The following is a 23,201-nucleotide window of genomic DNA, read 5'->3' on the forward strand; positions in this document are numbered from 1 at the left end:
TAGCGGTGGGCCTCGTTTGGGCCTCGGGTTTTCCGCCAGTTGGTTGGTCATGGGGAGGGCGCGCCCTCCATCGCAGGTTTCGCCTGCTCCCACAAGGTTGCACACCTTCAGGTACCTGTGGGAGCTGACAAAGCCTGCGAAAGGGGCGCTTAGCGCCCCGGGGTGTATCAGGCCAGCGTCTCGATCCGCAGGGTATTAGTCGTCCCTGGCTTACCGAAAGGCACACCGGCGGTGATCAGCAGCGTGTCGCCACGGCTGGCCATGCCTTGGGCCTGGGCGATCTCCAGGGCCGTGGAGCAGATCTCGTCGACCTGACGCAGACGATCATTGACCACCGAATGCACGCCCCAGGTCACGCTCAGGCGACGGGCGGTGGCCAGGTTCGGTGTCAGGTTGAGGATCGGCGCACGTGGACGCTCGCGCGCAGCGCGCAGGGTCGAGGAACCCGACTCGCTGTAGTTGACCAGCACGGCCACCGGCAGGATGCCGCTGATGCGACGGATCGCGCAGCTGATGGCATCGGATACCGTGGCTTCGGCCTTGGGACGGCCGACATCGAGCTGAGCCTGGTAGTCCGGGCCGTTCTCCACCTGGCGGATGATCTTGCTCATCATCTGCACCGCTTCGAGCGGGTATTCACCCGAAGCGGTCTCGGCCGACAGCATGACGGCGTCGGTGCCTTCGGCCACGGCATTGGCCACGTCGGTGACCTCGGCGCGGGTCGGGGCAGGGGAGAAGCGCATGGACTCGAGCATCTGCGTGGCCACCACCACCGGACGGCCGAGCTGGCGGCAGGTGTTGATGATGCGCTTCTGGATCTGCGGCACGCTCTCGGCCGGCACTTCCACGCCCAGGTCGCCACGGGCGACCATGATCGCGTCGGACAGCTCGGCGATCGCTTGCAGTTGCTCCACTGCCGACGGCTTCTCGATCTTGGCCATCAGGTAGGCACGGTCGCCGATCAGCTGGCGGGCCTCGACGATGTCCTCAGGACGCTGGACGAACGACAGGGCGACCCAGTCCACGCCAAGGTCCAGGCCGAAGGCCAGGTCGCGGCGGTCTTTTTCGGTCAGCGGGCTGAGGTCGAGCACGGCCTGGGGCACGTTCACGCCTTTGCGGTCGGACAGCTCACCGCCGGCGAGCACTTCGGTGTCGATGGCATCGCTGTGCTTGGCAGTCACCCGCAGGCGCAGCTTGCCGTCGTCGAGCAGCAGGTCCATGCCTGGCTCCAGCGCGGCGATGATTTCCGGGTGCGGCAAGTTGACCCGGCGGTCGTCGCCTGGGGTCTTGTCCAGGTCCAGGCGCAGGGCCTGGCCGCGTTGCAGCTGGATCTTGCCATCGGCGAAGCGGCCAACGCGCAGTTTCGGCCCCTGCAGGTCCATGAGGATGCCGAGCGGGTAGTTCAGCTGCTGCTCGACTTCGCGGATCCACTGGTAGCGCAGGGCGTGGTCGGCGTGCTCGCCGTGGCTGAAGTTCAGGCGGAAGATGTTCACCCCGGCCTCGACCAGCTGGCGAATGTCATCGATGCCTTTGATCGCAGGGCCGAGGGTCGCGAGGATTTTGACTTTTTTATCAGGCGTCATGATGGCTGGGTCTCGAGGATCAGGATGGCACGGAAGTCGTTGACGTTGGTGCGGGTCGGCTCGGTGACGATCAGCGCATCCAGTGCGGCGAAGTAGCCATAGCCGTTGTTGTTGTCCAGCTCGTCGGATGCCGACAGGCCCAGGGCCTCGGCGTTGGCATAGCTGTCCGGGGTCATGATGGCGCCGGCGTTTTCTTCGGATCCGTCGATTCCGTCGGTGTCACCGGCCAGGGCGTACACGCCCGCCAGGCCCTTGAGGTTCTCGGTGAGGCTCAGCAGGAACTCGGCGTTGCGCCCGCCGCGGCCGTTGCCGCGCACGGTGACGGTGGTCTCGCCGCCGGAGAGGATGATGCAGGGCGCCTTGAGCGGCTGGCCGTGCAGCACGATCTGACGGGCGATGCCGGCATGAACCTTGGCCACTTCGCGCGATTCGCCTTCAAGATCGCCCAGAATCAGCGGGCTGAAGCCTGCCTGACGTGCCTTGACCGCTGCTGCCTCCAGGGACTGCTGAGGTTTGGCGATCAGCTTGAAGTGGCTGCGCGTCAGTGCCGGGTCATCGGCCTTGACGGTTTCCGACGCTGGATTGTTGAGCCAGTCGATGACTGCCTGGGACGCTTCGATGTTGTAGCGCTTGAGGATGGCCAGGGCATCGGCTGAGGTGCTCGGGTCGGCCACGGTGGGACCGGAGGCGATGACCGTGGCCAGGTCGCCCGGTACGTCGGAGATCGCGTAGGTGTAGACCGTGGCAGGCCAGCAGGCCTTGGCCAGGCGGCCGCCCTTGATCGCCGAGAGGTGCTTGCGCACGCAGTTCATCTCGCCGATGGTGGCGCCGGACTTGAGCAGGGCTTTGTTGATCTGCTGCTTGTCGGCCAGGGTCAGGCCTTCGGCGGGCAGGGCCAGCAGGGCCGAGCCACCGCCGGAGAGCAGGAAGATCACCCGGTCGTCTTCAGTGAGGTTGCTGACCAGTTCGAGCACGCGCTTGGCCACGGCCAAGCCGGCGGCATCGGGAACCGGGTGGGCGGCTTCGACCACCTCGATCTTCTGGCAATTGGCGCCATGACCGTAGCGGGTCACGACCAGGCCGGACACCTCGCCCTTCCAGCTCTTCTCGACCACTTCGGCCATGGCCGCGGCAGCCTTGCCGGCACCGATGACGATGACGCGGCCGGTGCGGTCGGCGGGCAGGTGGGGTTCCAGGACCTGGCGGGGGTGAGCGGCGGCGATGGCTGTGTCGAACAGCTCGCGGAGAATTTTTTGTGGATCGACCGACATGGCAGGCTCCCAAAATCTTATTGTTCTGCAGAATCGAAAACGCCCCTGGAACTGCCTCCGTGCAGGCCGAACCAGGGGCGGGTGTTGCTCGGTGACACCGCGTGAGCCTGTGGTCGCAGGTTCACAGGTGTTGGCTTCTTCGCGGCTGAAGCCGCTCCTACAGGCTTGCGATGCCTTCAGGTTCAGCGATGAACCTTGTGGAAGCGGGTTTACCCGCGAGGAGGCCAGAGAGGTCTACAACGGTTTTACTTGTCGTCGCGGATCGAGAAGTTGGCCATGTGCTCCAGGCCTTTGATCAGCGCCGAGTGGTCCCAGTTGCCGCCGCCCAGGGCGACGCAGGTGCTGAACACTTGCTGGGCGTTGGAGGTGTTGGGCAGGTTGATGCCCAGCTCCTTGGCGCCTTGCAGGGCCAGGTTCAGGTCCTTCTGGTGCAGGTTGATGCGGAAGCCTGGGTCGAAGGTGCCTTTGATCATGCGCTCGGCGTGAACTTCCAGGATCTTCGAGGAGGCGAAGCCACCCATCAGCGCTTCACGAACCTTGGCTGGATCCGCGCCGTTCTTGGCAGCGAACAGCAGGGCTTCGCCGACGGCCTGGATGTTCAGGGCGACGATGATCTGGTTGGCGACCTTGGCGGTCTGGCCGTCGCCGTTGCCGCCGACGCGGGTGATGTTCTTGCCCATGGCTTCGAACAGTGGCAGTGCGCGCTCGAAGGCTTTCGGGCAGCCGCCGACCATGATGCTCAGGGTGCCGGCCTTGGCGCCGACTTCACCACCGGAGACCGGGGCATCCAGGTAGGCAGCGCCGGTAGCCTTGATCTTCTCGGCGAAGACTTTGGTGGCGGTGGGGGAGATCGAGCTCATGTCGATCACGACCTTGTTCGGGCCTGCGCCTTCGGCCACGCCGTTCTCACCGAACAGGACGGACTCGACCTGCGGGGTGTCCGGAACCATGACGATAATGAACTCGGCTTCCTGGGCCACTTCTTTCGGGTTGGCCAGGGCAACGGCGCCAGCGGCGACCAGGTTGGCCGGAGCGGCGTCGTGGTGAGTGGAAACGAACAGGCTGTGACCTGCTTTTTGCAGGTTCTGGGCCATTGGGTTGCCCATGATGCCGGTGCCGATGAAACCGATTTTAGCCATGACAATGTGCCTCTTTGTATTTGTAGGAATCTCAAGTGAGCCGCGGTCACTGTGGGCGCGGGGTTTACCCGCGAAGCAGACACTTCGGTGGAGGGCACCGGCTTTGCCGGTGTTCGCGGGTGAACCCGCTTCCACACTGCCTGATACATCCCACAGGGCTGTACTCAGCTTTTAGATTGCGTTGTGCGTCTTCAACCAGCCCAGGCCTGCCTCGGTGGTGGTCAGCGGTTTGTATTCCGCGCCCACCCAGCCCTGGTAACCGATGCGGTCCAGGTGTTCGAACAGGAAGCGATAGTTGATCTCGCCGGTGCCTGGTTCGTTGCGGCCGGGGTTGTCGGCCAGCTGGATGTGGTTGATCAGCTTCAGGTTGGCTTCCATGGTGCGAGCCAGGTCACCTTCCATGATCTGCATGTGGTAGATGTCGTACTGCAGGAACAGGTTGTCGCTGCCGACTTCGGCCTGGATCTCCAGGGCCTGCTTGGTGGTGTTCAGGTAGAAGCCCGGGATGTCACGGGTGTTGATCATTTCCATGACCAGGCGGATACCTGCAGCCTTGAGCTTGTCGGCGGCGTACTTGAGGTTGTCGACGAAGGTCTTGCGTACGGTGGCGCAGTCCGGGCCTTGTGGACGGATACCGGCCAGGCAGTTGACCTGGGTGTTGCCCAGTACCTTGGCGTATTCGATGGCCTTGTCGACACCGGCGCGGAACTCTTCGACGCGCTCAGGGTTGCACGCGATGCCGCGCTCGCCTTTGCCCCAGTCGCCGGCCGGCAGGTTGAACAGCACCTGGGTCAGGCCGTGTGCGTCGAGTTGTTGCTTGATCTCGGCGGCGCTGAAGTCGTACGGGAAGAGGTATTCGACACCGCTGAAGCCAGCGTCGGCGGCGGCCTTGAAGCGGGCCAGGAAGTCCTGCTCGGTGAACAGCATGGACAGGTTGGCAGCGAAGCGAGGCATGGTTGTCTCCTTGCAGAAGAAGGCCCCCGGCACAGCCGGCGCGGGGGCGTCAGGCGGTCAGTCCAGCAGCGAGATCGCGGTAGGCGCGTCGTTGCCGACCAGGGCGAGGTCTTCGAACTCGTTGACCGCGTTGATTTCGGTACCCATGGAAATGTTGGTCACGCGCTCGAGGATCACTTCGACCACCACCGGTACGCGGAACTCTTCGGCCATCTTCTGCGCCTTGAGCAGGGCAGGGGCGATTTCAGCCGGTTCGAACACGCGCAGTGCCTTACAGCCCAGACCTTCGACCACGGCCACGTGATCGACGCCGTAGCTGCCTGCTTCGGTGGCGTTGATGTTCTCGAACGCCAGTTGTACACAGTAATCCATGTCGAAGCCACGCTGCGCCTGACGGATCAGACCCAGGTAGGCGTTGTTCACCAGCACGTGGACGTACGGCAGGTTGAACTGGGCGCCTACCGCCAGCTCTTCGATCATGAACTGGAAGTCGTAGTCACCGGACAGCGCGACCACTTTGCGCGAAGGGTCCGCCTTGACCACACCCAGGGCAGCCGGGATGGTCCAGCCCAGCGGACCGGCCTGACCGCAGTTGATCCAGTGGCGCGGCTTGTACACGTGCAGGAACTGGGCGCCGGCGATCTGCGACAGACCGATGGTGCTGACGTAGCAGGTGTCCTTGCCGAAGACCTGGTTCATTTCTTCGTAGACGCGCTGCGGCTTGACCGGCACGTTGTCGAAGTGGGTCTTGCGCTGCAGGCTCGACTTGCGCTGCTGGCAGTCTTCCAGCCACTCGCGACGGCACTTGAGCTTGCCGGCGGCTTTCCACTCGCGGGCCACTTCCAGGAAGGCATCCAGTGCGGCGCCAGCGTCGGAAACGATGCCCAGGTCCGGGGTGAATACACGACCGATCTGGGTCGGCTCGATGTCCACGTGAACGAACTTGCGGCCTTCGGTGTAGACGTCGACGGAACCGGTGTGGCGGTTGGCCCAGCGGTTACCGATACCGAACACCAGGTCGGACTTGAGCAGGGTGGCGTTGCCGTAGCGGTGCGAAGTCTGCAGACCGACCATGCCGACCATTTGTGGGTGGTCGTCAGGAATGGTGCCCCAGCCCATCAGGGTCGGGATGACCGGTACGCCGGTCAGTTCGGCGAACTCGACCAGTTTTTCGCTGGCATCGGCGTTGATCACGCCACCGCCGGAAACGATCAGCGGACGCTCGGCTTCGTTGAGCATGGCCAGGGCTTTTTCAGCCTGGACGCGGCTGGCGGATGGCTTGTGGACCGGCAGCGGTTCGTAGGCGTCGATGTCGAATTCGATTTCGGCCATCTGCACGTCGAACGGCAGGTCGATCAACACAGGGCCTGGACGGCCAGTGCGCATTTCGTAGAAGGCCTTCTGGAAGGCGTAAGGCACCTGGCCTGGCTCCAGAACGGTAGTGGCCCACTTGGTGACCGGCTTGACGATGTTGGTGATGTCAACGGCTTGGAAGTCTTCCTTGTGCAGGCGAGCACGAGGCGCCTGGCCGGTGATGCAGAGAATTGGGATGGAGTCGGCCGAAGCGCTGTACAGACCGGTCACCATGTCGGTACCGGCAGGGCCGGAGGTGCCAATGCACACACCGATGTTGCCCGGGTTGGCGCGGGTGTAACCCTCGGCCATGTGGGAAGCGCCTTCGACGTGGCGAGCGAGGACGTGATCGATGCCACCGACTTTCTTCAGGGCCGAGTACAGCGGGTTGATAGCAGCCCCCGGGATGCCGAACGCGGTATCTACACCTTCACGGCGCATGACCAGAACGGCTGCATCGATTGCTCTCATTTTGCTCATGGTTTGTGCCTCATCGATTTTGTAATTGTATACAACTTGCGTTGCGACAGAGTGTATTCACGCTCGGCGCCTTAGGTCAATCCATTTTCATCAGCAAGGGTGGCTTTCGTCGGGAAGCCTGTGAAAACGGCGTTTCGTCCGATCGTGCACGATAGTCTAAAAATATTGTATACAAAAATTATGGCCGTTGTGTTCTATTGTCACTATCCGGTTTTCAACTGCCCTCAGGGCTTCTCACAACAAGAAGAGGACCTTTCCATGAACGCATTGACCCTCAAAGTCGCCGTCAGCCTGGTAAACGCCGCGCTGGCAGCGGGTCGCAAGATCAACGCCGCCCCCTTGACGGTGGCGGTACTGGACGCTGGCGGGCACCTGCTGGCACTGCAGCGCGAGGATGGCGCCAGCCTGCTGCGGCCGCAGGTGGCCATGGGCAAGGCCTGGGGGGCTGTCGCCCTGGGCAAGGGCTCGCGCCTGCTGGCGCTGGATGCGCAGCAACGCCCGGCGTTCTTCGCCGCGCTCAATGGCCTGGGCGAAAGCCCGGTGGTGCCGGCGCCCGGTGGTGTGCTGATTCGTGATCAGGCAGGCAAGGTGCTGGGTGCTGTAGGGATCAGCGGGGATACGTCGGATATCGACGAGCAATGCGCGATCAGTGCGATCGAGGAGGCGGGGCTGAAGGCCGATGCTGGCGTAGCAGCGTAAGTATTCGATCCAAGGGCCGCTTCGCGCCCTGATTGCGGCCTTGTGCGGCGATCAGGGTACGAAGCGGCCCTTTTTCTATCAGGCGGTCTCGGGCTCGCAGCCTTTGAGCACCAGCCGGATGATGGTCTCGGCCGCCGCGTCATAGTCACTGTCGGCCAGCTTGGGCTTGCCGGTGACCACGGAGATCTGCCAGTCGAAGTCGGCGTAGGTCTGCGTCGCCGCCCAGATGCTGAACATCAGGTGATGCGGGTCGACCGGGGCGATCTGCTTACGCTCGATCCAGTGCTGGATGCACTCGATGTTGTGCCGCGCCTGGTCGTTGAGCTGCTGTACCTGATTGGGCGAGAGGTGCGGTGCACCGTGCATGATCTCGCTGGCAAACACCTTGGAGGCGTGGGGCAGATCGCGGGAGATGCGGATCTTCGAGCGGATGTAGCCGCTGAGCACTTCCTTGGGGTCGCCGTCGGCGTTGAACGGCGTGGAGGCCTGCATGATCGGCGCGATGATGCTTTCAAGGACCTCGCGATAGAGGTTTTCCTTGGATTTGAAATAGTAATAGACGTTTGGCTTGGGCAGGCCGGCCTTGGCGGCGATGTCGCTGGTCTTGGTGGCGGCGAAGCCCTTGTCGGCGAATTCTTCGCTGGCCGCGCGCAGGATCAGTTCCTTGTTGCGCTCGCGAATGGTGCTCATGTCGGGAATCTTCCTTTGTCTGGCCACCTCTAAGAGAGGGTTCGGCATGGTAGCACCGGCCTTGTCGGGCGCTCAAGGCGGCCTCTTTCGGCTAGAATCCACCCACTCAATCCACGGGATGCAGGCAAACATGGCAGGAAGCAGTCTACTGGTACTGATCGACGACATCGCCACGGTGCTCGACGACGTCTCGGTGATGACCAAGGTCGCGGCGAAGAAGACCGCGGGGGTGCTGGGCGACGACCTGGCGCTCAACGCCCAGCAGGTCACCGGCGTGCGCGCCGATCGCGAGATCCCGGTGGTGTGGGCGGTGGCCAAGGGCTCGCTGGTGAACAAGGCGATCCTGGTGCCGGCGGCGCTACTGATCAGTGCGTTCATTCCCTGGGCGGTCACGCCATTGCTGATGCTCGGTGGTGCCTACCTGTGCTTCGAGGGCTTCGAGAAGCTGGCGCACAAGTTCCTGCACAGCAAGGACGAGGACCAGGCGCAGCACGAGGCGCGCAACGAGGCGTTGGCCGATCCAAACATCGACCTGGTGGCCTATGAGAAGGACAAGATCAAGGGCGCGGTGCGCACCGACTTCATCCTCTCTGCCGAAATCATCGCCATCACCCTGGGCATCGTCGCCGACTCGCCCTTGACCCAGCAGATCGTCGTGCTGTCAGGCATCGCCGTGGTGATGACCATCGGGGTGTATGGCTTGGTGGGCGGTATCGTCAAGCTCGACGACCTGGGCTTGTGGATGACCACCAAGGCCTCCAGCCTGGCCCGCGCAGTGGGTAACGGCATCCTGCGGGCCGCACCCTATATGATGAAAAGCCTGTCGGTGATCGGCACCGCGGCCATGTTCCTGGTCGGTGGGGGCATCCTGGTGCACGGCATCGAGCCGCTGCATCACGCCATCGAGGCGTTCAGCAACGGGCGGGGCGGGTCGCTGACTGGCGGACTGCTCAACGGCGTGGCCGGCGTGATCGCCGGCGCCGTGGTGCTGGCAGTGGTCGGTGTAGTGGCCAGGATCTGGCGGGCAGTCAGGGGCTGACGGTCATGTTTTCGACCGGCTGCGGCTTCCAGGCCAGCAGGCCTTTGCTGAAGCCATTGGCAGCGCTCTGGTAGTACGTGATTGCCCGTCGGATCAGCGGGTTATCATCGCCAACCTTGCGTTCACGGCTGTTGCCCAGCGCATCCTCATGGACCCGTAAACCGCCTCGGGGGCTGAGAATGGCCAGATCCTTGCCGTCGAACAGCCCCAGGTGCTGGTAGTTGCCGATCAGCACCCGTGGCGGCCGTTCGTCGCCGCGAAGCAGGTCACGACCGAAGAACGTCGAGGTATAGCTCACATTGAGCAAGCCAAGCAGCGTTGGGGCCAGGTCGATCTGGCTGGCCAGCATTGACGTTTCCCGCGGTTCGATCAGCTTGGGCGCGTAGATCCACAGTGGGATCTGATAGTTGCTCACCGGCAGGTCTTCCATGCCAGCGCTGCCGGCGGTGTGGTCGGCGACGAAGACGAACAGCGTGTTGTCGAACCAGGGCTTGTCCCTGACCTGGCGCAGGAACTGCGCAATGGCATGGTCGGTGTACTTCACCGCACCATCGCGGCCTTCACCCGAGGGGATGTCGATACGCCCGTCCGGGTAGGTGTAGGGGCGATGATTGGAGGTGGTCATCAGTTGCAGGAAGAACGGCACCTGCTTGGCATGATCGACATCTGCCAGTTTGATCGCTTGACGGTACAGGTCTTCGTCGGCCATGCCCCAGGCATTCTTGAAGGTGATTTCGCTTTCATCGACGCTACTCTGGTCGACGATGCGATAGCCGTTGCCGCTGAAGAAAGCATTCATGTTGTCGAAATAGCCGCGTCCGCCGTAGACGAACACGGCGTCGTAGCCTATGGCTGACAATTGCTGGCCGAGGCTGGCATAGCCACTCTCGCGGCCGATGCGTTTGACGATCGAACGCCCTGGCGTTGGCGGGATCGACAGGGTGATCGCCTCCAGCCCACGATCGGTGCGGGTGCCGGTAGCGTAGAAGTTGTTGAAGTACAGGCTTTGGCTACGTAGCGCATCGAGGTTAGGGGTGAGGTTGCGAGTATCGCCGTTGCTGCCCATGTACTTGGCGCTGAAACTCTCGATCGTCACCAGAATGATGTTCGGGGTTCGCTGTGGGCCGCTGGCCGTGATGTGTCGGCGGATATCTTGAGGCTCGCCTGCGTCGAAGCGGGCGTTGGCTTCGGCCAGTTCCTTGTGCATTTGGGCACCGACCTCGTCTGCGCCGAGGCTGGCATAGAACTGGGTGTAGTCGAGCTCGTTGTTTCGGAAGGCGGCAAAGAACTGATAGGGCCCGTTGCTGGCGAGTTCACGCTGGTAGGCATTGCCGTCCTGCCCACGGGGAAACTGCTGGTCGATTGCCAGCGCCGACACGGCACAGAGGCCTGCCACGGTGGCAATGCCCAACAGGCGCTGACGCAGGTCGCTGGTCGGTCCCGACACGGCCCAGGCGAAGGGCTTTTGCAGCAGGAGTGTGAGCACCAGGGCAGTGACCGCCAGGCCACTGAGCAGCGTCGGGATTGGATAGGACTCGCGGATGTTGTCCAGCACTTCCTTGGAGTACACCAGGTAATCGACCGCGATGAAGTTGAAGCGCACGCCGAACTCGTCCCAGAACAGCCACTCCGCCACGGCGACGAACAGCATCAGGAACAGGCTCGCCGCCAGCACAATGCGCAACAGGCTGCGATGGGCGCGAGAACGCCACAGAGCCGTGGGGCCGAGCGCCAGGTACAGGCTCATTGGCAGGGCGGCGTAGGCAAGGAAACTTACGTCATACAGTGTGGCACTGAAAAATAATGAGAAGTAGTTGCCTTGAAACTCATCCAGATGCGTGATGAGCAGTGTGAGTCGGGTCAGCACGAATATCCCGAACCAGAGTGAGCAAAGTAGCAGGAGAAAACGCCAGGGAGCAGCGAACGATGCGCGCATGAAATTTGCCTATATGCTTACGGATGCATGATGGGCAACTAAGCTAGCAGGGCGTTTGCAAAAGAGTTGTCAAAAAATCGTAGCTCGGTGTAGGAAGTTTCGCTTTTATAGCGCAGACGTTTCTTTATTTCGCAAGGAAGGGGAGGTTCTCATGTTCGGTAATGTGTTGACGTACGATGTCTATCATCTCGCGCTTTATCTGTTCCTAGTCCTGGCGTGGGGTGCGCTGGGCTTGCATTTCCTTCAGCGAGGCATTGGTGTCGAGGCACTGGTGAAGTGTTGTGCGATGTTTGGTCTGGCGCTGGCGGTGAGCAGTGTAATGCTGGTGCTGGATATTCTAAGAGTGCTTGAACATCATCAGGTGGAAATAGCGCTGTGGGGGCTGGGCGGTGTATTGCCTGCAAGCGTATTCTTGATTTCCAAGACAAGTTCTTCCTATCGCTAGAACGACTTGGGAAGTTGCGAGGGTAATGATGTTTCTGGATTAAACGAAACAGCGCCCACTTTAAGGGGCGCTGTTTCGTTTCAGTGCATCAGAAGTGGTACTTGAGCAGGAAGCTCATGGTGTTCTGATCGGTGGTGAAGCCATCGCTGTCTTTGATGCCGTACTTGTTCTTCCAGTAGTCGTACTCGATACCTACGTACAACTGCTTCTCACCCACTTTCAGCGCTTTGCCCAAGTCGTACTTGACCTGCGGGTTGAAGTGCAGGTTGGCGTGGTAGTCGCCACGGCGGTTCTCGTCGTTGTCCACGACCCAGTCCATGAAGCCATCGATGAGGATGTCAGACGAGCCCACGGGAATGGTGTAGGACCAGACCGGGGTAATCTGCCAGACATTGTCACCGGGACGGCTGCCGTCGGTGGTGCGCTGGTAGAAGTTCAGCTGGAAGTAGTCAAAGCCTGGGATCGCCAGGTCGAAGCCGGGGCCGATCAGGTAGGACTCGGTGTCGCCCTCGCCGAACTCATAGGTCATGGCCAGCAGCACGTCTTTGATCGGGCCGAACTCGAGCTTCTGGTCGAAGATCTTGCCGAAGGACAGACGCGGGCTGATCTCGCCGTAGTAGGTGTTGGGGCCGTTGTTGGCGTCTTTCTTGCCTTGGTAGAAGATCTTGTCGACGAAGATGAAGTTGTCGCCGTACTTCCACCCGTCGGCGTGTTCGAAGGTGACGGTCTGTTGGGTTTCAGGGTTCACCTTGAAGTTCTTGCCCCACAGGTAGGTGAGGCTGTTGTTCTGCCATTGCAGCAGATCGCCGGCGAAGCTGGCACCGGACGCCAGCAGGCCGCCGGCGAGAATCAGGCTGTTGATGGTACGCATTGCGCAGGTCGCTCCCTTGAGTGGATCTGTTGTCAGCGCTCTTAAGGCGCATTTTTTGTCTTTTGAGTCAGTTTTTTTCGATTGGCCACAGCTAATTGGCAAGAGCTGCGCCAACGTTTCCGGTTGGTCACAACCATCCTGCTCGACTACGTTCTGAACGGATGAAATGGGTGTTTCAGGCTGGCAACACGTTGGCCAACCGCCCTAATTCATTGACTGAGCGGTCAGTAAACGCGGGCAGGATCCTTCCTGCCCTGATCGAGGGGCGCGCAGATTACCCACTTGCGCGCCTGGCCTCAAGTACTCCGTCCGGGAGTAACTATGGCATAAAACCTGAACTTAGAGTCAACTTTTAGAAGTGGACTTTCACCAAGGCGCTAGTGACGCTCTGGTTGCTGTCGATGTTGCCGCTGTTGTCGATGCCGTACTTGTCCTTCCAGTAGCTGTATTCGATACCCACATACAGCTGCTTGGCACCCCAGTTCAACGCCTTGCCCAAGTCGTATTTGACCTGTGGGTTGAACTGCAGGTTGGCGTGGTAGGTGCCACGGCGGGTCTCGTCGTTGTCCACCACCCAGTCGATGTAGCCATCGATGAGGATGTCGGATTTACCCACGGGGATGGTGTAGGACCAGTTCGGAGTGATCTGCCAGACGTTATCACCTGGGCGGCTGCCCTCGGTGTTACGTACATAGAAGTTCAGGTTGAAGTAGTTGAAGCCCGGCACGTTCAGGGCGAAGCCAGGACCGATCAGGTAGGCTTCGTTGTCACCTTCACCGCGTTCGTAGGTCATGGCGATCAGCACGTCCTTGACCGGGCCGAACGAGAGGTTGCGGTCGAAGATCCGGCCCAGCGACAGGCGTGGGCTGAATTCGCCGTAGTAGGTGGTAGGACCTTTGCTGGCATCGGCCTGGCCGTTGTAGAAGGTCTTGTCGATGAACAGGAAGGTGTCGCCGTACTTCCAGCGGTTGGCGTGTTCGAACGTCACCGTCTGCTGAATGCCTGGGTTGACCTTGAAGTCCTTGCCATACAGGTAGGTCAGGCTTTCGCCGTGCCACTCCAACAAGTCGCCCGCGACGGCGGGGAGGGTGGCCAGCAGGCTGCTGCCCAGCAACAGGGACGAAGTGATGCGTTTCATGTTGAGATTCCCGGTTCTTGTTCTTGTTTGTGGTTTTTTGACGCGCAAGCGCGCCCCCTGCGACCCACGTGCGTGGGTCACCGGTGTTGCGGTTACTGCATGGAAGAGCGGGGCGGCTGGGCTGCCGCCCGTGGCTCAATGCTGGTGGGCTGCGTTATGCACGGCGCGCTCGGCGCCACCCAGGATGTTGAACAGCAGGTTCAGCACCAAGGCACTGACCGTTGCCATGGCGATACCACTGTGGGTGATAGGCTCCATCCACTGCGGCATCTGCGCGAAGAACTCCGGACGGACCACTGGGATCAGGCCAAAGCCTACGCTGACCGCGACCAGCAGCTGGTTACGACGGTCGGAGATGTCCGCTTCCTGAAGGATCTTGATGCCTGTGGCGGTGACCATGCCGAACATGGCGATGGACGCGCCGCCCAGTACCGCAGGCGGAATCGAGGCGATCAGGAAGGCCGCCTTCGGCAGCAGGCTGAGCAGGATGAGCAGGGCGCCAGCGACGATGGTGACGTAGCGGCAGCGTACCCCGGTCATCTGCACCAGACCGATGTTCTGGGCGAAGGAGGAGTGGGTGAAGGTGTTGAAGAAACCCGCGACGAACGAAGCGCCGGCGTCGCACATCAGGCCACGACGCAGCATGCCAGGGGTGACTTCACGGTCGGTGACCTTGCCCAGCGCGAGGAACATGCCGGTGGACTCGACGAAGATGATCACCACCACCAGGCACATGGACAGGATCGGGGCCAGGCTGAAGGTCGGCATGCCGAAGTGCAGTGGTGTCACCACTTGCAGCCATGGCGCCTCGGACAGACCGGAGAGATCCACCATGCCGATCGAGCCGGCCAGGACATAGCCCAGACCCATGCCGACCAGCACCGAGACGTTGACCCAGAACCCCCGCATGAAGCGGTTGATCAGCAGGATGACCGCCAGTACCAGGCCTGCGACCAGCAGGTAGATCGGCGAGCCGAAGGTTTCGGCTTCGTGGCCACCGCCGGCCCAGTTGACCGCGACCGGGAACAGCGACAGGCCGATCGAGGTGATGACGGTGCCGGTGACCAGTGGGGGGAAGAACCGTACGACTTTGGACATGAACGGGGCGATCAGCATGCCGAAGAATCCGGCGGCGATGGTCGCGCCGAAGATCCCCTGCAGGCCGACGCCGGGCATACCGGCCATGGCGACCATGCTGCCGACGGCAGCGAAGCTGGCACCCATCATCACCGGCATGCGAATGCCGACGGGACCGATACCGAACGATTGGACCATGGTGGCAACGCCAGCGACCAGCAGGTCGGCGTTGATCAGGAAAGCGACTTCTTCACGAGACAGTCCGGCGGCCTGGCCGATGATCAAAGGCACGGCAATCGCGCCCCCGTACATCAGCAGTACATGTTGCAGACCCACCAGGATCAGTTGGAACAGGGGCAGAGGCTGTCGTGGGGGCGCAACGGGGATGTACGCCTTGCGGGACTCGGACATGCAGCACCTCGAGTTTTGTTTTTATTCTCGGATCCAAGCGTCGGACGCCAGGGTGGCAGGCTCGAAAGCCCGGGGTTCCCGCTCTGGCGTCCTAGCTCGATGCTAGCTACGTACTACTTACAGCTTGACGTGGGGTACAGCGTGCAACGTCAGTTGACCGGAGCGCCTTTGGCGATCCAGGCACCGACCATGTTGCGTTCTTCCTGGGTCATCTGGGTGATGTTGCCCAGCGGCATGATCTGGCTGGCGACAGCCTGCGCCTGGATGCGCGCGGCCTGGGCCTGGATCTGCTGCGGGGTGTCGAACATCACGCCGGCAGGCGCGGCGCTGAACAGCGGGCTGGTCGGCTTGGCCGAGTGGCACACGGTGCAGCGTTCCTGGATGACGTTGTGGATTTTCTCGAAACCACCCGGAGCGGCCTGGGCGGTTGCCTGGGCAGGTGCTTCGGCCGGTGCGGCAGGTGCTTCGGCAGCCTTGGCGGCGTCTTCGGCGCGTTGCTCGGCAGCGGTCTTGCCACCGATGGCGGTCGCCGGCAGCGGTTGGTACTCGACCTTCGCCGCAGCTTGCTCAGGTGCGGTCGGCATTGGCTTCGGACCGGTCACATAGGCCAGGCAGATCATCGCCAGGGCGCCGACAGGCAGGGTCCAGGCGTACTTGTTGCTGTCATGGCGGGTGTTGAAGTAGTGACGGATCAGTACCGCGGCCACTGCGATCCCGGCCAGGATCAGCCAGTTGTACTGGCTGCCGTAGGTGCTCGGGAAGTGGTTGCTGATCATGATGAACAGCACCGGCAGGGTGAAGTAGTTGTTGTGGCGCGAACGCAGCAGGCCCTTGGCCGGCAGGACCGGGTCAGGGGTTTCGTTCTTCTCGATGGCCGCCACCAGCTGGCGCTGGGCCGGCATGATGATGCGGAACACGTTACCGACCATGATGGTGCCGATGATCGCGCCGGTGTGCAGGTAGGCACCACGACCGCTGAACACCAGGCTGAAGCCGAAGCAGGCCGCGATGATCAGAACGAACAGCACGCCACCCAGCAGGGCGGGTTTCTTGCCCAGTGGCGAGTCGCACAGGAAGTCATAGATGAACCAGCCGGCCACCAGCGAGCCGATACCGATGGCCACGCCCTCGGCACCGCTCAGGGTGCTGCCAGGTGCCAGCAGGTACAGGGTCGGGTTCCAGTAGAACACCACGCAGAGCAGGGCGATACCGGACATCCAGGTGAAGTAGGCTTCCCATTTGAACCAGTGCAGGTTCTCGGGCATCTTCGGCGGGGCGAGCTTGTACTTCTCGAGGTGGTAGATACCACCGCCGTGGATGGCCCAAAGGTCACCCGACAAACCGTCGCGCGGATTGCTCCGGTTCAGGTTGTTTTCCAGCCAGACGAAGTAGAACGATGCACCGATCCAGGCGACACCGGTGATCATGTGAACCCAGCGGATGCTCAGGTTCAGCCATTCGTGAAGGTGTGCTTCCACAGTATGTACCTCTTGCCGGTCACCCATTCAGGCTCTGCATGACTGCTTTGCCTCTGATGACCGACCTTTTCTTATTGGTGGGGATTGAGGATCAGCATCTGATCCTCGGTGAAGTAATGCTCATCGCAGTTGTTGCCGGAACCACTGCGATCAACCACCAGGAAATCATCCCGCTTTTCGATCGTCAGCACCGGGTGGTGCCAGACGCCGCGATGGTAATTAACGCCCTGCCTGCCATTACTGCGGAAGGCACGGACCAAGCCTGATACAGGTGCATCGCCAACTGGCGCGACCACGATCAGAAAGGGGTTGCCGAGCAGCGGGATGAAAGCCTGGCTGCCCAGCGGATGGCGTTCCAGCATGCGTACGGTCAGTGGCATCTCCAGGGCGTCGGCGCGGAAGATGCTGATGATCGCTTTGTCCTCGGGCTCGGCGGTCTCGACCGTGGCGAGCTTGTGGAAGCGCATGGTCGACCCGTTGTTGATCATGAAGTGGTCGCTGCCATCGGTTTCGATCACGTCACCGAAAGGGGCGAAGGCTTCTTTGGTCAGGGGCTCGATCACTAAAGTGCGCATGCGGTTATCTCTTTGTTCTGTGTTCTGTTTAGGGTGTGGGCCACGCCCCGGGGCGAGCGTGTCGCGCACGCGGGGCTGGCCATCGCACCGTCTGTTAAAGCTGCAGCAGGCGGAACAGGGCGATCAGGTTGATCTGCGCCAGGGCTTCCTTGAATTCGGCATCGGCGTCGTTGTGGATGCGTTTTTCGAAGGAGGCGAGGATCTGGTGCCGGTTGCTGCCCTTGACCGCCATGATGAACGGGAACTTGAACTTGGCTTTATAGGCATCGTTGAGTTCGGTGAAACGGGCGAACTCTTCGGCGGTGCACTGGTGGATACCGGCGCCGGCCTGTTCATTGGTGCTGGATTCGGTCAGCTCGCCCTGGATGGCAGCCTTGCCGGCCAAGTCCGGGTGAGCGTTGATCAGCGCCAGCTGGTCGTCATGGTTGGCACTGAGCAGGATGTCGCTCATGCGCTGGTGCAGTGCCTCGATCTCGTCCAGTTCAGCCAGTTGACCCAGGTCGTAGGCTTTTTCGGCAACCCACGGCGAGTGCTCATAGATGTCGGCGAAGACCTTGACGAAGGCGTCGCGGTCCAGGGTCGATGGCTTGAGGGTCTTGAAGGCGGTCATCAGGCGTTCTCGTTCTTGTACGGGTGGGTGGCGTGCCAGTGGCGGGCGATGTCCACGCGGCGGGCGAACCAGACCTGGTCATGGCTCTTGGCGTATTCGACGAAGCGCTTGAGGGCGGCCAGGCGAGCCGGGCGGCCGACCAGACGGCAGTGCAGGCCGATCGACAGCATCTTCGGCGCTTCGGCACCTTCTGCGTAGAGCACGTCGAAGGCGTCCTTGAGGTACTGGAAGAACTGCTCGCCGCAGTTGAAGCCCTGAACTTGGGTGAAGCGCATGTCGTTGGTGTCCAGGGTGTAGGGGATCACCAGATGCGGCTTGTCGGTCGGGTTGTTCGGCTCCCAGTAGGGCAGGTCATCGTCGTAGGTGTCGCTGTCATAGAGGAAGCCACCTTCCTCCATTACCAGGCGGCGGGTGTTCGGGCCGGTGCGGCCGGTGTACCAGCCCAGCGGGCGCTCGCCGGTCAGTTCGGTGAGGATGCGGATGGCCTCGAGCATGTGCTCGCGTTCTTGCTGCTCATCCATGTACTGGTAGTCGATCCAGCGGTAGCCGTGGCTGCAGATCTCGTGGCCGGCTTCGACCATGGCGCGGATCACGTCAGGATGGCGCTGGGCGGCCATGGCGACGGCGAAGATGGTCAGGGGAACGCCGGTTTCCTTGAACAGCTTGAGCAGGCGCCAGACGCCGGCGCGGCTGCCGTATTCGTAGAGCGACTCCATGCTCATGTTGCGCACGCCTTGCAGAGGCTGAGCGGCAACCATCTCGGACAGGAAGGCTTCGGACTCCTTGTCACCGTGCAGGACGTTGCGTTCGCCGCCTTCTTCATAGTTGAGCACGAAGGACAGAGCGATGCGTGCATTCCCCGGCCAGTGCGGGTGAGGTGGGTTGTTGCCGTAACCGATCAGGTCGCGAGGGTAGTCAGCGCTCACTGCAGTCTTCCTTCTTGTACGTTAGTGCGGGTGGTGGGCGGACCGCGTCGGGATGTCGCACCACCGGATGAGGGTGATTGTATACAACTTCTGAAATCATTTGTAAGCCTGTTTTTCCGCATTTCTTCCCTTTTGTCGGCTGGGAATCGATTGCAATAAACCTGCCCGATCGGTCAGATAACGACATCAAGGTCGGCATGGGGCCTGTCTTTGCGGCGAATGCCTTATTTATCGGGAGGGTGAGGGGGGTGTGCAAGAGGGGTTCAAAAAATTGTGTACAATTTATCGTGAAAGTGTCTTAATGGCGCCATTCCCGCACACCGCAGGCCGTTGGCGCGGTGATTGCCGTATATTTTTTGCCCACGCATACGACAAGAGGCGACAAGCAAATGGGACGTTTGACCACACACGTACTGGATGCCGCTCACGGCTGCCCGGGCAGCTCGATCAAGGTTGAGCTGTACCGTGTCGAAGGCCAGCAACTGGAGCTGGTGAACACTGCCCTGACCAACAGCGATGGCCGCGTCGACGCGCCGCTGCTGCAGGGTGAAGACTACCGCACTGGCGTCTACCAGCTGCAATTCAGCGCGGGCGACTACTACCGCGCCCGTGGTGTGAAACTGCCGGAGACCGCGTTCCTGGATGTGGTCGTCCTGCGCTTTGGCATCGATGAGAAGCAAGAGCACTACCACGTGCCGCTGCTGATCTCGCCTTACAGTTACTCGACCTATCGTGGAAGCTAGTTGGTCGCTAGAAGAATCTTCGTAGGTCCTTATGCCCGCTCTCACACTGGCGGGCTTTTTTTTGTCCGCCATTTGGCAATGGCCTGCTCAGCGCTCGCGCAGCGCCTCTGTCCGGGCCTTGAGCACCGGTTTCAACAGGTAGTCGAGCACACTCTTGCGCCCGGTGATGATGTCCACCGTGGCCACCATTCCCGGAATGATCAGCAAGGGTTTGTTGTCCCCGCCCAGGTGGTTCTTATCGGTGCGCACTTGGATCAAGTAGAAGGCGTTGCCCTTGTCGTCGGTCACGGTATCGGCACCGATCAGCTCGAGCTTGGCCTTGAGCCCGCCATAGATGGTGTAGTCATAGGCACTGAACTTGACCATCGCCGTCTGCCCCGGGTGCAGGAAGGCGACATCCTGTGGGCGGACCTTGGCCTCGATCAGCAAGTTGTCCTCGATCGGCACGATCTCGACCAGGTCGCTGCCAGGCTGCACCACGCCGCCAATGGTATTGACCTTGAGCAGCTTGATGATCCCGCGCACCGGCGACACCACGGTGGTGCGGTTGACCCTGTCGTCGATGGCGATGCTGGTGGCGGTGATCTTCGACAGTTCAGTGCGTTTGTCGTTGAGCTCCTTGGCCGCCTCCGAACGGAAGGTGGCGTCGGACTCCTGGATCTTGCTCTTGATCTCCGCCACGGCCGCCTCGGCCCGAGGGATCGCCAGGCTGGTGGCATTGAGCTGGCCGCGGGCCTCCACGGCGCGTTGCTTCAGGCGCAGGATCTCCACGGGTGAAATCGCCCCGGTGCCCACCAGCGGGGTGGACATGTTCAGCTCCTGTTGTAGCAGGCCCAGGGCCGAGCGGTACTGGTCGACCTTGGAGCGAAACTCGGCCAGCTCCTGGGTTTTCTGTCTCAGTTGTTCGTTGAGGGTCTGCTTTTCGCTCGCCAGGCGGCGCTGGCGCGATTCATACAGGGACGTTTCGTCCTCGGCCACCTGGGGCGCCTTGGCGCGCACTTCGTCCGAAAGGTTGAAGGGACGGCCTTCGGATTCGGCCGACAAGCGCTCGACCTGGGCCGTGAGGGCATAGCGGTCAGCCTCGCTCTCACCCTTGTTGGACAAAAACCGCGTGTCGTCCAGGCGCAGCAGGGTGGCGCCTTTGTCGACCATCTGGCCCTCACGCACGAAGATCTCGGTGACGATGCCGCCTTCGAGGTTCTGCACGACTTGTACCTTGCTTGACGGGATGGCTTTGCCTTCGCCTACGGTGACCTCATCGACCACCGCGAAGTGAGCCCAGGCCAGTGCCGTCAGCAACAGGCCGGCCGTCAGCCACACGGTCAGGCGCGACAGGCGGGGCGAGTCCTGCAAGGTGGCGCCGGCCAGCTCTGGCATGTAGTCGCGTTCGGCGCGTTTTTCGTTGCCGTGGGGGCTGCGGATGCTCTGGCTCAGGGACATGACCTACCTCTCTTTGACCCACACGATACTCACGGATTTGGCCGAACCTTGTGGGCCGCGCCCATCTGTTTCGCGGTACCTGTGGGAGGGGGTTGCCCGCGAAGAAGACACCACAGCGCGAGACAGTTGCTCCCACAGGTTTGGTGCGCTAGCTACAAGGCCGCGCCGATGCGGCCCTTGCGCAGGGCATCGATGACAGCCTCCTTCGGCCCGTCGGCGACGATCTTGCCGTTGTCCAGCACCACCAACCGGTCCACCAGGCTCAGCAGGGAGGTGCGGTGGGTGACCAGCAGCACGGTCTTGCCGGGGACCCAGGCCAGCAGGCGCTGGCGCAGCTGCTCCTCGCTGCTGTTGTCCATGTGGCTGGTGGGCTCGTCGAGAATCAGGATCGGCGGCTCCAGCAACAGTGCCCGTGCCAGCAACACGCATTGGCGTTGGCCGCCGGACAGCAACTGGCCGCGCTCGCCCACCGGGCGGTCGAAGCCTTGCGGGTGCAGGCGGGCCAGTTCGCTGACGCCGGTGAGTTCGGCCACCTCGAGCATGCGCGCGTCGCTGACATGGCGAGCGCCCAGGGTGAGGTTGTCGCGCAGGCTGCCGGCCAATAGCGGCAGGTCGTGGGCGACATAACCCATCTGGCCGCGCAGGTCAGCGATGTCCAGCTGGCGCAGGTCGAGGTTGTCCAGCAGCACCTGGCCTTCGTCCGGATGATGAAAGCCCATCAGCAGACGGGCGAGGGTGCTCTTGCCCGAGCCGCTGCGCCCGATGATGCCGATGCGCTCGCCGGGCTTGATGCTCAGCTGAACATCCTGCAGGGCAAGGGCGGTCTGGCCGGGGTATCGGAAGCTCACGTGATTGAGGGCAAGGCCACCTTGCAGTGTGGTGTGTTCCAGGGCCTGATGCTCGGGTTGGCGCTCTTGGGGCAAGGCCATCAGGGCGTCGGTGCTGCGCATGGTCAGTTGGGCTTGCTGGTAGCGGGTGATCAGGCCGGCAATCTGCCCCAGTGGCGCCAGCACCCGGCTGCCGAGCATGTAGCTGGCCACCAGGGCGCCGACACTGAGGTTGCCGGCGATGATGCTGTAGACCCCGGCAACGATGGTGGCCATGCCGCAGAACTGCTGGATGAACAGTGTGCCGTTGCTGGCCAGGGACGACAGGTTGCGGGCATGGGCATCGAGGCGGGCGATGGCGCCGTTGGTGTGTTCCCACTGGTACTGACGCTCGCTCTCGGCGCCGCAGGCTTTGAGCGTTTCCAGCCCGCCGAGGGTCTCGATCAGCAGGGCCTGGCGCACCGAGCCCAGGCTCAGGCTCTTCTGCACCGTGTCACGCAGGCGTACCTGGATGAACAGGGCAAACGCCACGGCCACCGGGAAGGCGATCAGCGGGATCAGCACCAACCAGCCGCCGAGCAGGCCGATCACCAGCAGCATCAGCACCACGAATGGCAGGTCGATGATGCTGGTGAGCGTGACGGCGGTGAGGAATTCGCGCAGGCCCTGGAAGTCATGGATGCTCTGGGCGAAACCGCCGATGGTGGCGGGCCGGGCTTTCATGGCCATGCCGGTGATGCGTTCGAAGAGCGTGGCGGAGAGGATCAGGTCGGTCTTCTTGCCGGCCTGGTCCAGCAGATGGGCGCGAACCATGCGCAGCACCAGCTCGAAGGCCGTGCCGATGAACAAGCCGACGACCAGCACCCAGAGGGTCGAAAGCGCCTGGTTGGGCACCACCCGGTCGTAGGTCTGCATGACGAACAGGGGCACCATCAGCCCCAGCAGGTTGATCAGCAGACTGGCCAGGAGGGCATCGCCATACAGCCAGCGCGAATGCTTGAGGGTGTCGCGAAACCAGGCGTCGACCCGTGGGATCAGGGGCGTGCGCAGGTTTTCCAGGGTGTGGCGGGGGCGGGCGAACAGTGCCTGGCCGGCGTAGGCCTGCTCCAGTGATTCACGTTCTATCCATTGCTCGCCACCTTCGGCTTCGCACGGCAGGATCAGCGCTCGACCATCGTCGCCCCAGCGTTGCAGCACGGCACTGCGGCCATCGTTGAGCAGCAGCAGCACTGGCAGATTGAGCGGCGAAATGGCGCTCAGGTCCCGTTGCAGCACCCGTGCCTGCAGGCCGGCGCGTGCGGCGGCGCGGGGCAACAGCTCGAGGGGGAGGCGCTGCTCCGCCAGGGGCAGGCCACTGCACAGGCCAGCACGGCTGGCAGGGCAGCCGTGCAGCTTGCACAGGATCAGCAGGCCATCGAGCAAAGGATCATCAACATCCAGGCGCGGTTGCGCGCTTTGCATACTGGTCACGAGGGTCTACTCCTGCCGCGGTGGAAGCCAATCCTCTCCGGAACAA

The 23,201-nt window shown here is 62.1% G+C and carries 20 protein-coding genes; 4 read left to right on the plus strand and 16 right to left on the minus strand.

Going from position 1 to position 23,201, the window contains the following annotated elements; all coding sequences use genetic code 11:
- Positions 1-167 precede the first annotated feature (167 nt).
- The 5 genes from pyk to gcl all read right to left on the minus strand — a co-directional run bounded on the left by pyk (position 168) and on the right by gcl (position 6,780).
- Positions 168-1,583, minus strand: coding sequence for a pyruvate kinase (pyk, locus tag ACNFCH_RS08780; protein WP_196165318.1), 1,416 nt, complete (start codon positions 1,581-1,583; stop codon positions 168-170).
- The gene (locus tag ACNFCH_RS08785; protein WP_196165319.1) at positions 1,580-2,854 is read right to left on the minus strand and encodes a glycerate kinase type-2 family protein; all 1,275 of its coding nucleotides are present in this window, start codon (positions 2,852-2,854) and stop codon (positions 1,580-1,582) included. The genes pyk and ACNFCH_RS08785 overlap by 4 nt, the downstream gene beginning before the upstream one ends.
- Positions 2,855-3,099: 245 nt before the next feature.
- Entirely contained in the window at positions 3,100-3,993 is an 894-nt protein-coding gene (locus tag ACNFCH_RS08790) for a 2-hydroxy-3-oxopropionate reductase (protein WP_070092153.1), read from the minus strand.
- 171 nt (positions 3,994-4,164) lie between these two features.
- Complete coding sequence (gene hyi, locus ACNFCH_RS08795; protein ID WP_070576732.1) at positions 4,165-4,947, minus strand: hydroxypyruvate isomerase; 783 nt, start codon at positions 4,945-4,947, stop codon at positions 4,165-4,167.
- 57 nt (positions 4,948-5,004) lie between these two features.
- A complete protein-coding gene (gene gcl / locus ACNFCH_RS08800; protein WP_070092151.1) occupies positions 5,005-6,780 on the minus strand; it encodes a glyoxylate carboligase in 1,776 nt (591 codons plus the stop codon).
- A 258-nt stretch (positions 6,781-7,038) separates the two neighbouring features.
- Between gcl and ACNFCH_RS08805 the strand changes: the two genes are divergently transcribed.
- Positions 7,039-7,479: a GlcG/HbpS family heme-binding protein gene (locus ACNFCH_RS08805; RefSeq protein ID WP_070092150.1), complete on the plus strand. Its 441-nt coding sequence runs from the start codon at positions 7,039-7,041 to the stop codon at positions 7,477-7,479.
- 78 nt (positions 7,480-7,557) lie between these two features.
- On the opposite strand, the gene ACNFCH_RS08810 is transcribed toward ACNFCH_RS08805, so the two are convergent.
- Complete coding sequence (locus tag ACNFCH_RS08810) at positions 7,558-8,169, minus strand: TetR/AcrR family transcriptional regulator (RefSeq protein ID WP_337157078.1); 612 nt, start codon at positions 8,167-8,169, stop codon at positions 7,558-7,560.
- A 130-nt stretch (positions 8,170-8,299) separates the two neighbouring features.
- On the opposite strand from ACNFCH_RS08810, the gene ACNFCH_RS08815 reads away from it, so the two are divergent.
- Entirely contained in the window at positions 8,300-9,208 is a 909-nt protein-coding gene (locus ACNFCH_RS08815) for a DUF808 domain-containing protein (protein WP_337157077.1), read from the plus strand.
- Here the strand turns inward: ACNFCH_RS08815 and ACNFCH_RS08820 are convergent.
- Positions 9,198-11,144, minus strand: a complete 1,947-nt coding sequence (locus ACNFCH_RS08820) for an LTA synthase family protein (RefSeq protein WP_337157076.1) — start codon at positions 11,142-11,144, stop codon at positions 9,198-9,200. The genes ACNFCH_RS08815 and ACNFCH_RS08820 overlap by 11 nt on opposite strands.
- 151 nt (positions 11,145-11,295) lie before the next feature.
- Between ACNFCH_RS08820 and ACNFCH_RS08825 the strand changes: the two genes are divergently transcribed.
- A complete protein-coding gene (locus tag ACNFCH_RS08825; protein WP_337157075.1) occupies positions 11,296-11,589 on the plus strand; it encodes a hypothetical protein in 294 nt (97 codons plus the stop codon).
- An 88-nt stretch (positions 11,590-11,677) separates the two neighbouring features.
- On the opposite strand, the gene ACNFCH_RS08830 is transcribed toward ACNFCH_RS08825, so the two are convergent.
- The 7 genes from ACNFCH_RS08830 to puuE all read right to left on the minus strand — a co-directional run bounded on the left by ACNFCH_RS08830 (position 11,678) and on the right by puuE (position 18,675).
- Entirely contained in the window at positions 11,678-12,460 is a 783-nt protein-coding gene (locus tag ACNFCH_RS08830) for an outer membrane protein OmpK (protein ID WP_043214863.1), read from the minus strand.
- A 352-nt stretch (positions 12,461-12,812) separates the two neighbouring features.
- Entirely contained in the window at positions 12,813-13,598 is a 786-nt protein-coding gene (locus ACNFCH_RS08835; RefSeq protein WP_043214861.1) for an outer membrane protein OmpK, read from the minus strand.
- A gap of 135 nt (positions 13,599-13,733) precedes the next feature.
- On the minus strand, positions 13,734-15,086 hold the full coding sequence (locus ACNFCH_RS08840; protein WP_337157074.1) for a nucleobase:cation symporter-2 family protein: 1,353 nt from the start codon (positions 15,084-15,086) through the stop codon (positions 13,734-13,736).
- A gap of 149 nt (positions 15,087-15,235) precedes the next feature.
- On the minus strand, positions 15,236-16,564 hold the full coding sequence (locus ACNFCH_RS08845) for a urate hydroxylase PuuD (RefSeq protein ID WP_196165326.1): 1,329 nt from the start codon (positions 16,562-16,564) through the stop codon (positions 15,236-15,238).
- A 71-nt stretch (positions 16,565-16,635) separates the two neighbouring features.
- Positions 16,636-17,139 carry an ureidoglycolate lyase gene (locus ACNFCH_RS08850; RefSeq protein WP_043214855.1) on the minus strand — a complete coding sequence of 168 codons (504 nt, stop codon included), beginning with the start codon at positions 17,137-17,139 and terminating at the stop codon, positions 16,636-16,638.
- Positions 17,140-17,233: 94 nt separating this feature from the next.
- Positions 17,234-17,749, minus strand: a complete 516-nt coding sequence (uraD, locus tag ACNFCH_RS08855) for a 2-oxo-4-hydroxy-4-carboxy-5-ureidoimidazoline decarboxylase (protein WP_416742637.1) — start codon at positions 17,747-17,749, stop codon at positions 17,234-17,236.
- A complete protein-coding gene (puuE, locus tag ACNFCH_RS08860) occupies positions 17,749-18,675 on the minus strand; it encodes an allantoinase PuuE (protein ID WP_337157072.1) in 927 nt (308 codons plus the stop codon). The genes uraD and puuE overlap by 1 nt, the downstream gene beginning before the upstream one ends.
- Positions 18,676-19,064: 389 nt before the next feature.
- Between puuE and uraH the strand changes: the two genes are divergently transcribed.
- Entirely contained in the window at positions 19,065-19,418 is a 354-nt protein-coding gene (gene uraH / locus ACNFCH_RS08865; protein WP_043214849.1) for a hydroxyisourate hydrolase, read from the plus strand.
- 87 nt (positions 19,419-19,505) lie between these two features.
- Here uraH and ACNFCH_RS08870 read toward each other — a convergent pair whose 3' ends face one another.
- Positions 19,506-20,858 carry an HlyD family type I secretion periplasmic adaptor subunit gene (locus ACNFCH_RS08870; protein ID WP_416742638.1) on the minus strand — a complete coding sequence of 451 codons (1,353 nt, stop codon included), beginning with the start codon at positions 20,856-20,858 and terminating at the stop codon, positions 19,506-19,508.
- Positions 20,859-21,010: 152 nt separating this feature from the next.
- Positions 21,011-23,146, minus strand: coding sequence for a type I secretion system permease/ATPase (locus ACNFCH_RS08875; protein ID WP_416742663.1), 2,136 nt, complete (start codon positions 23,144-23,146; stop codon positions 21,011-21,013).
- Positions 23,147-23,201: the final 55 nt, after the last annotated feature.

Origin of the sequence: Pseudomonas sp. NY15354 (assembly GCF_048068075.1) — a bacterium.
Taxonomy (GTDB): Bacteria; Pseudomonadota; Gammaproteobacteria; order Pseudomonadales; family Pseudomonadaceae; genus Aquipseudomonas; species Aquipseudomonas guariconensis_C.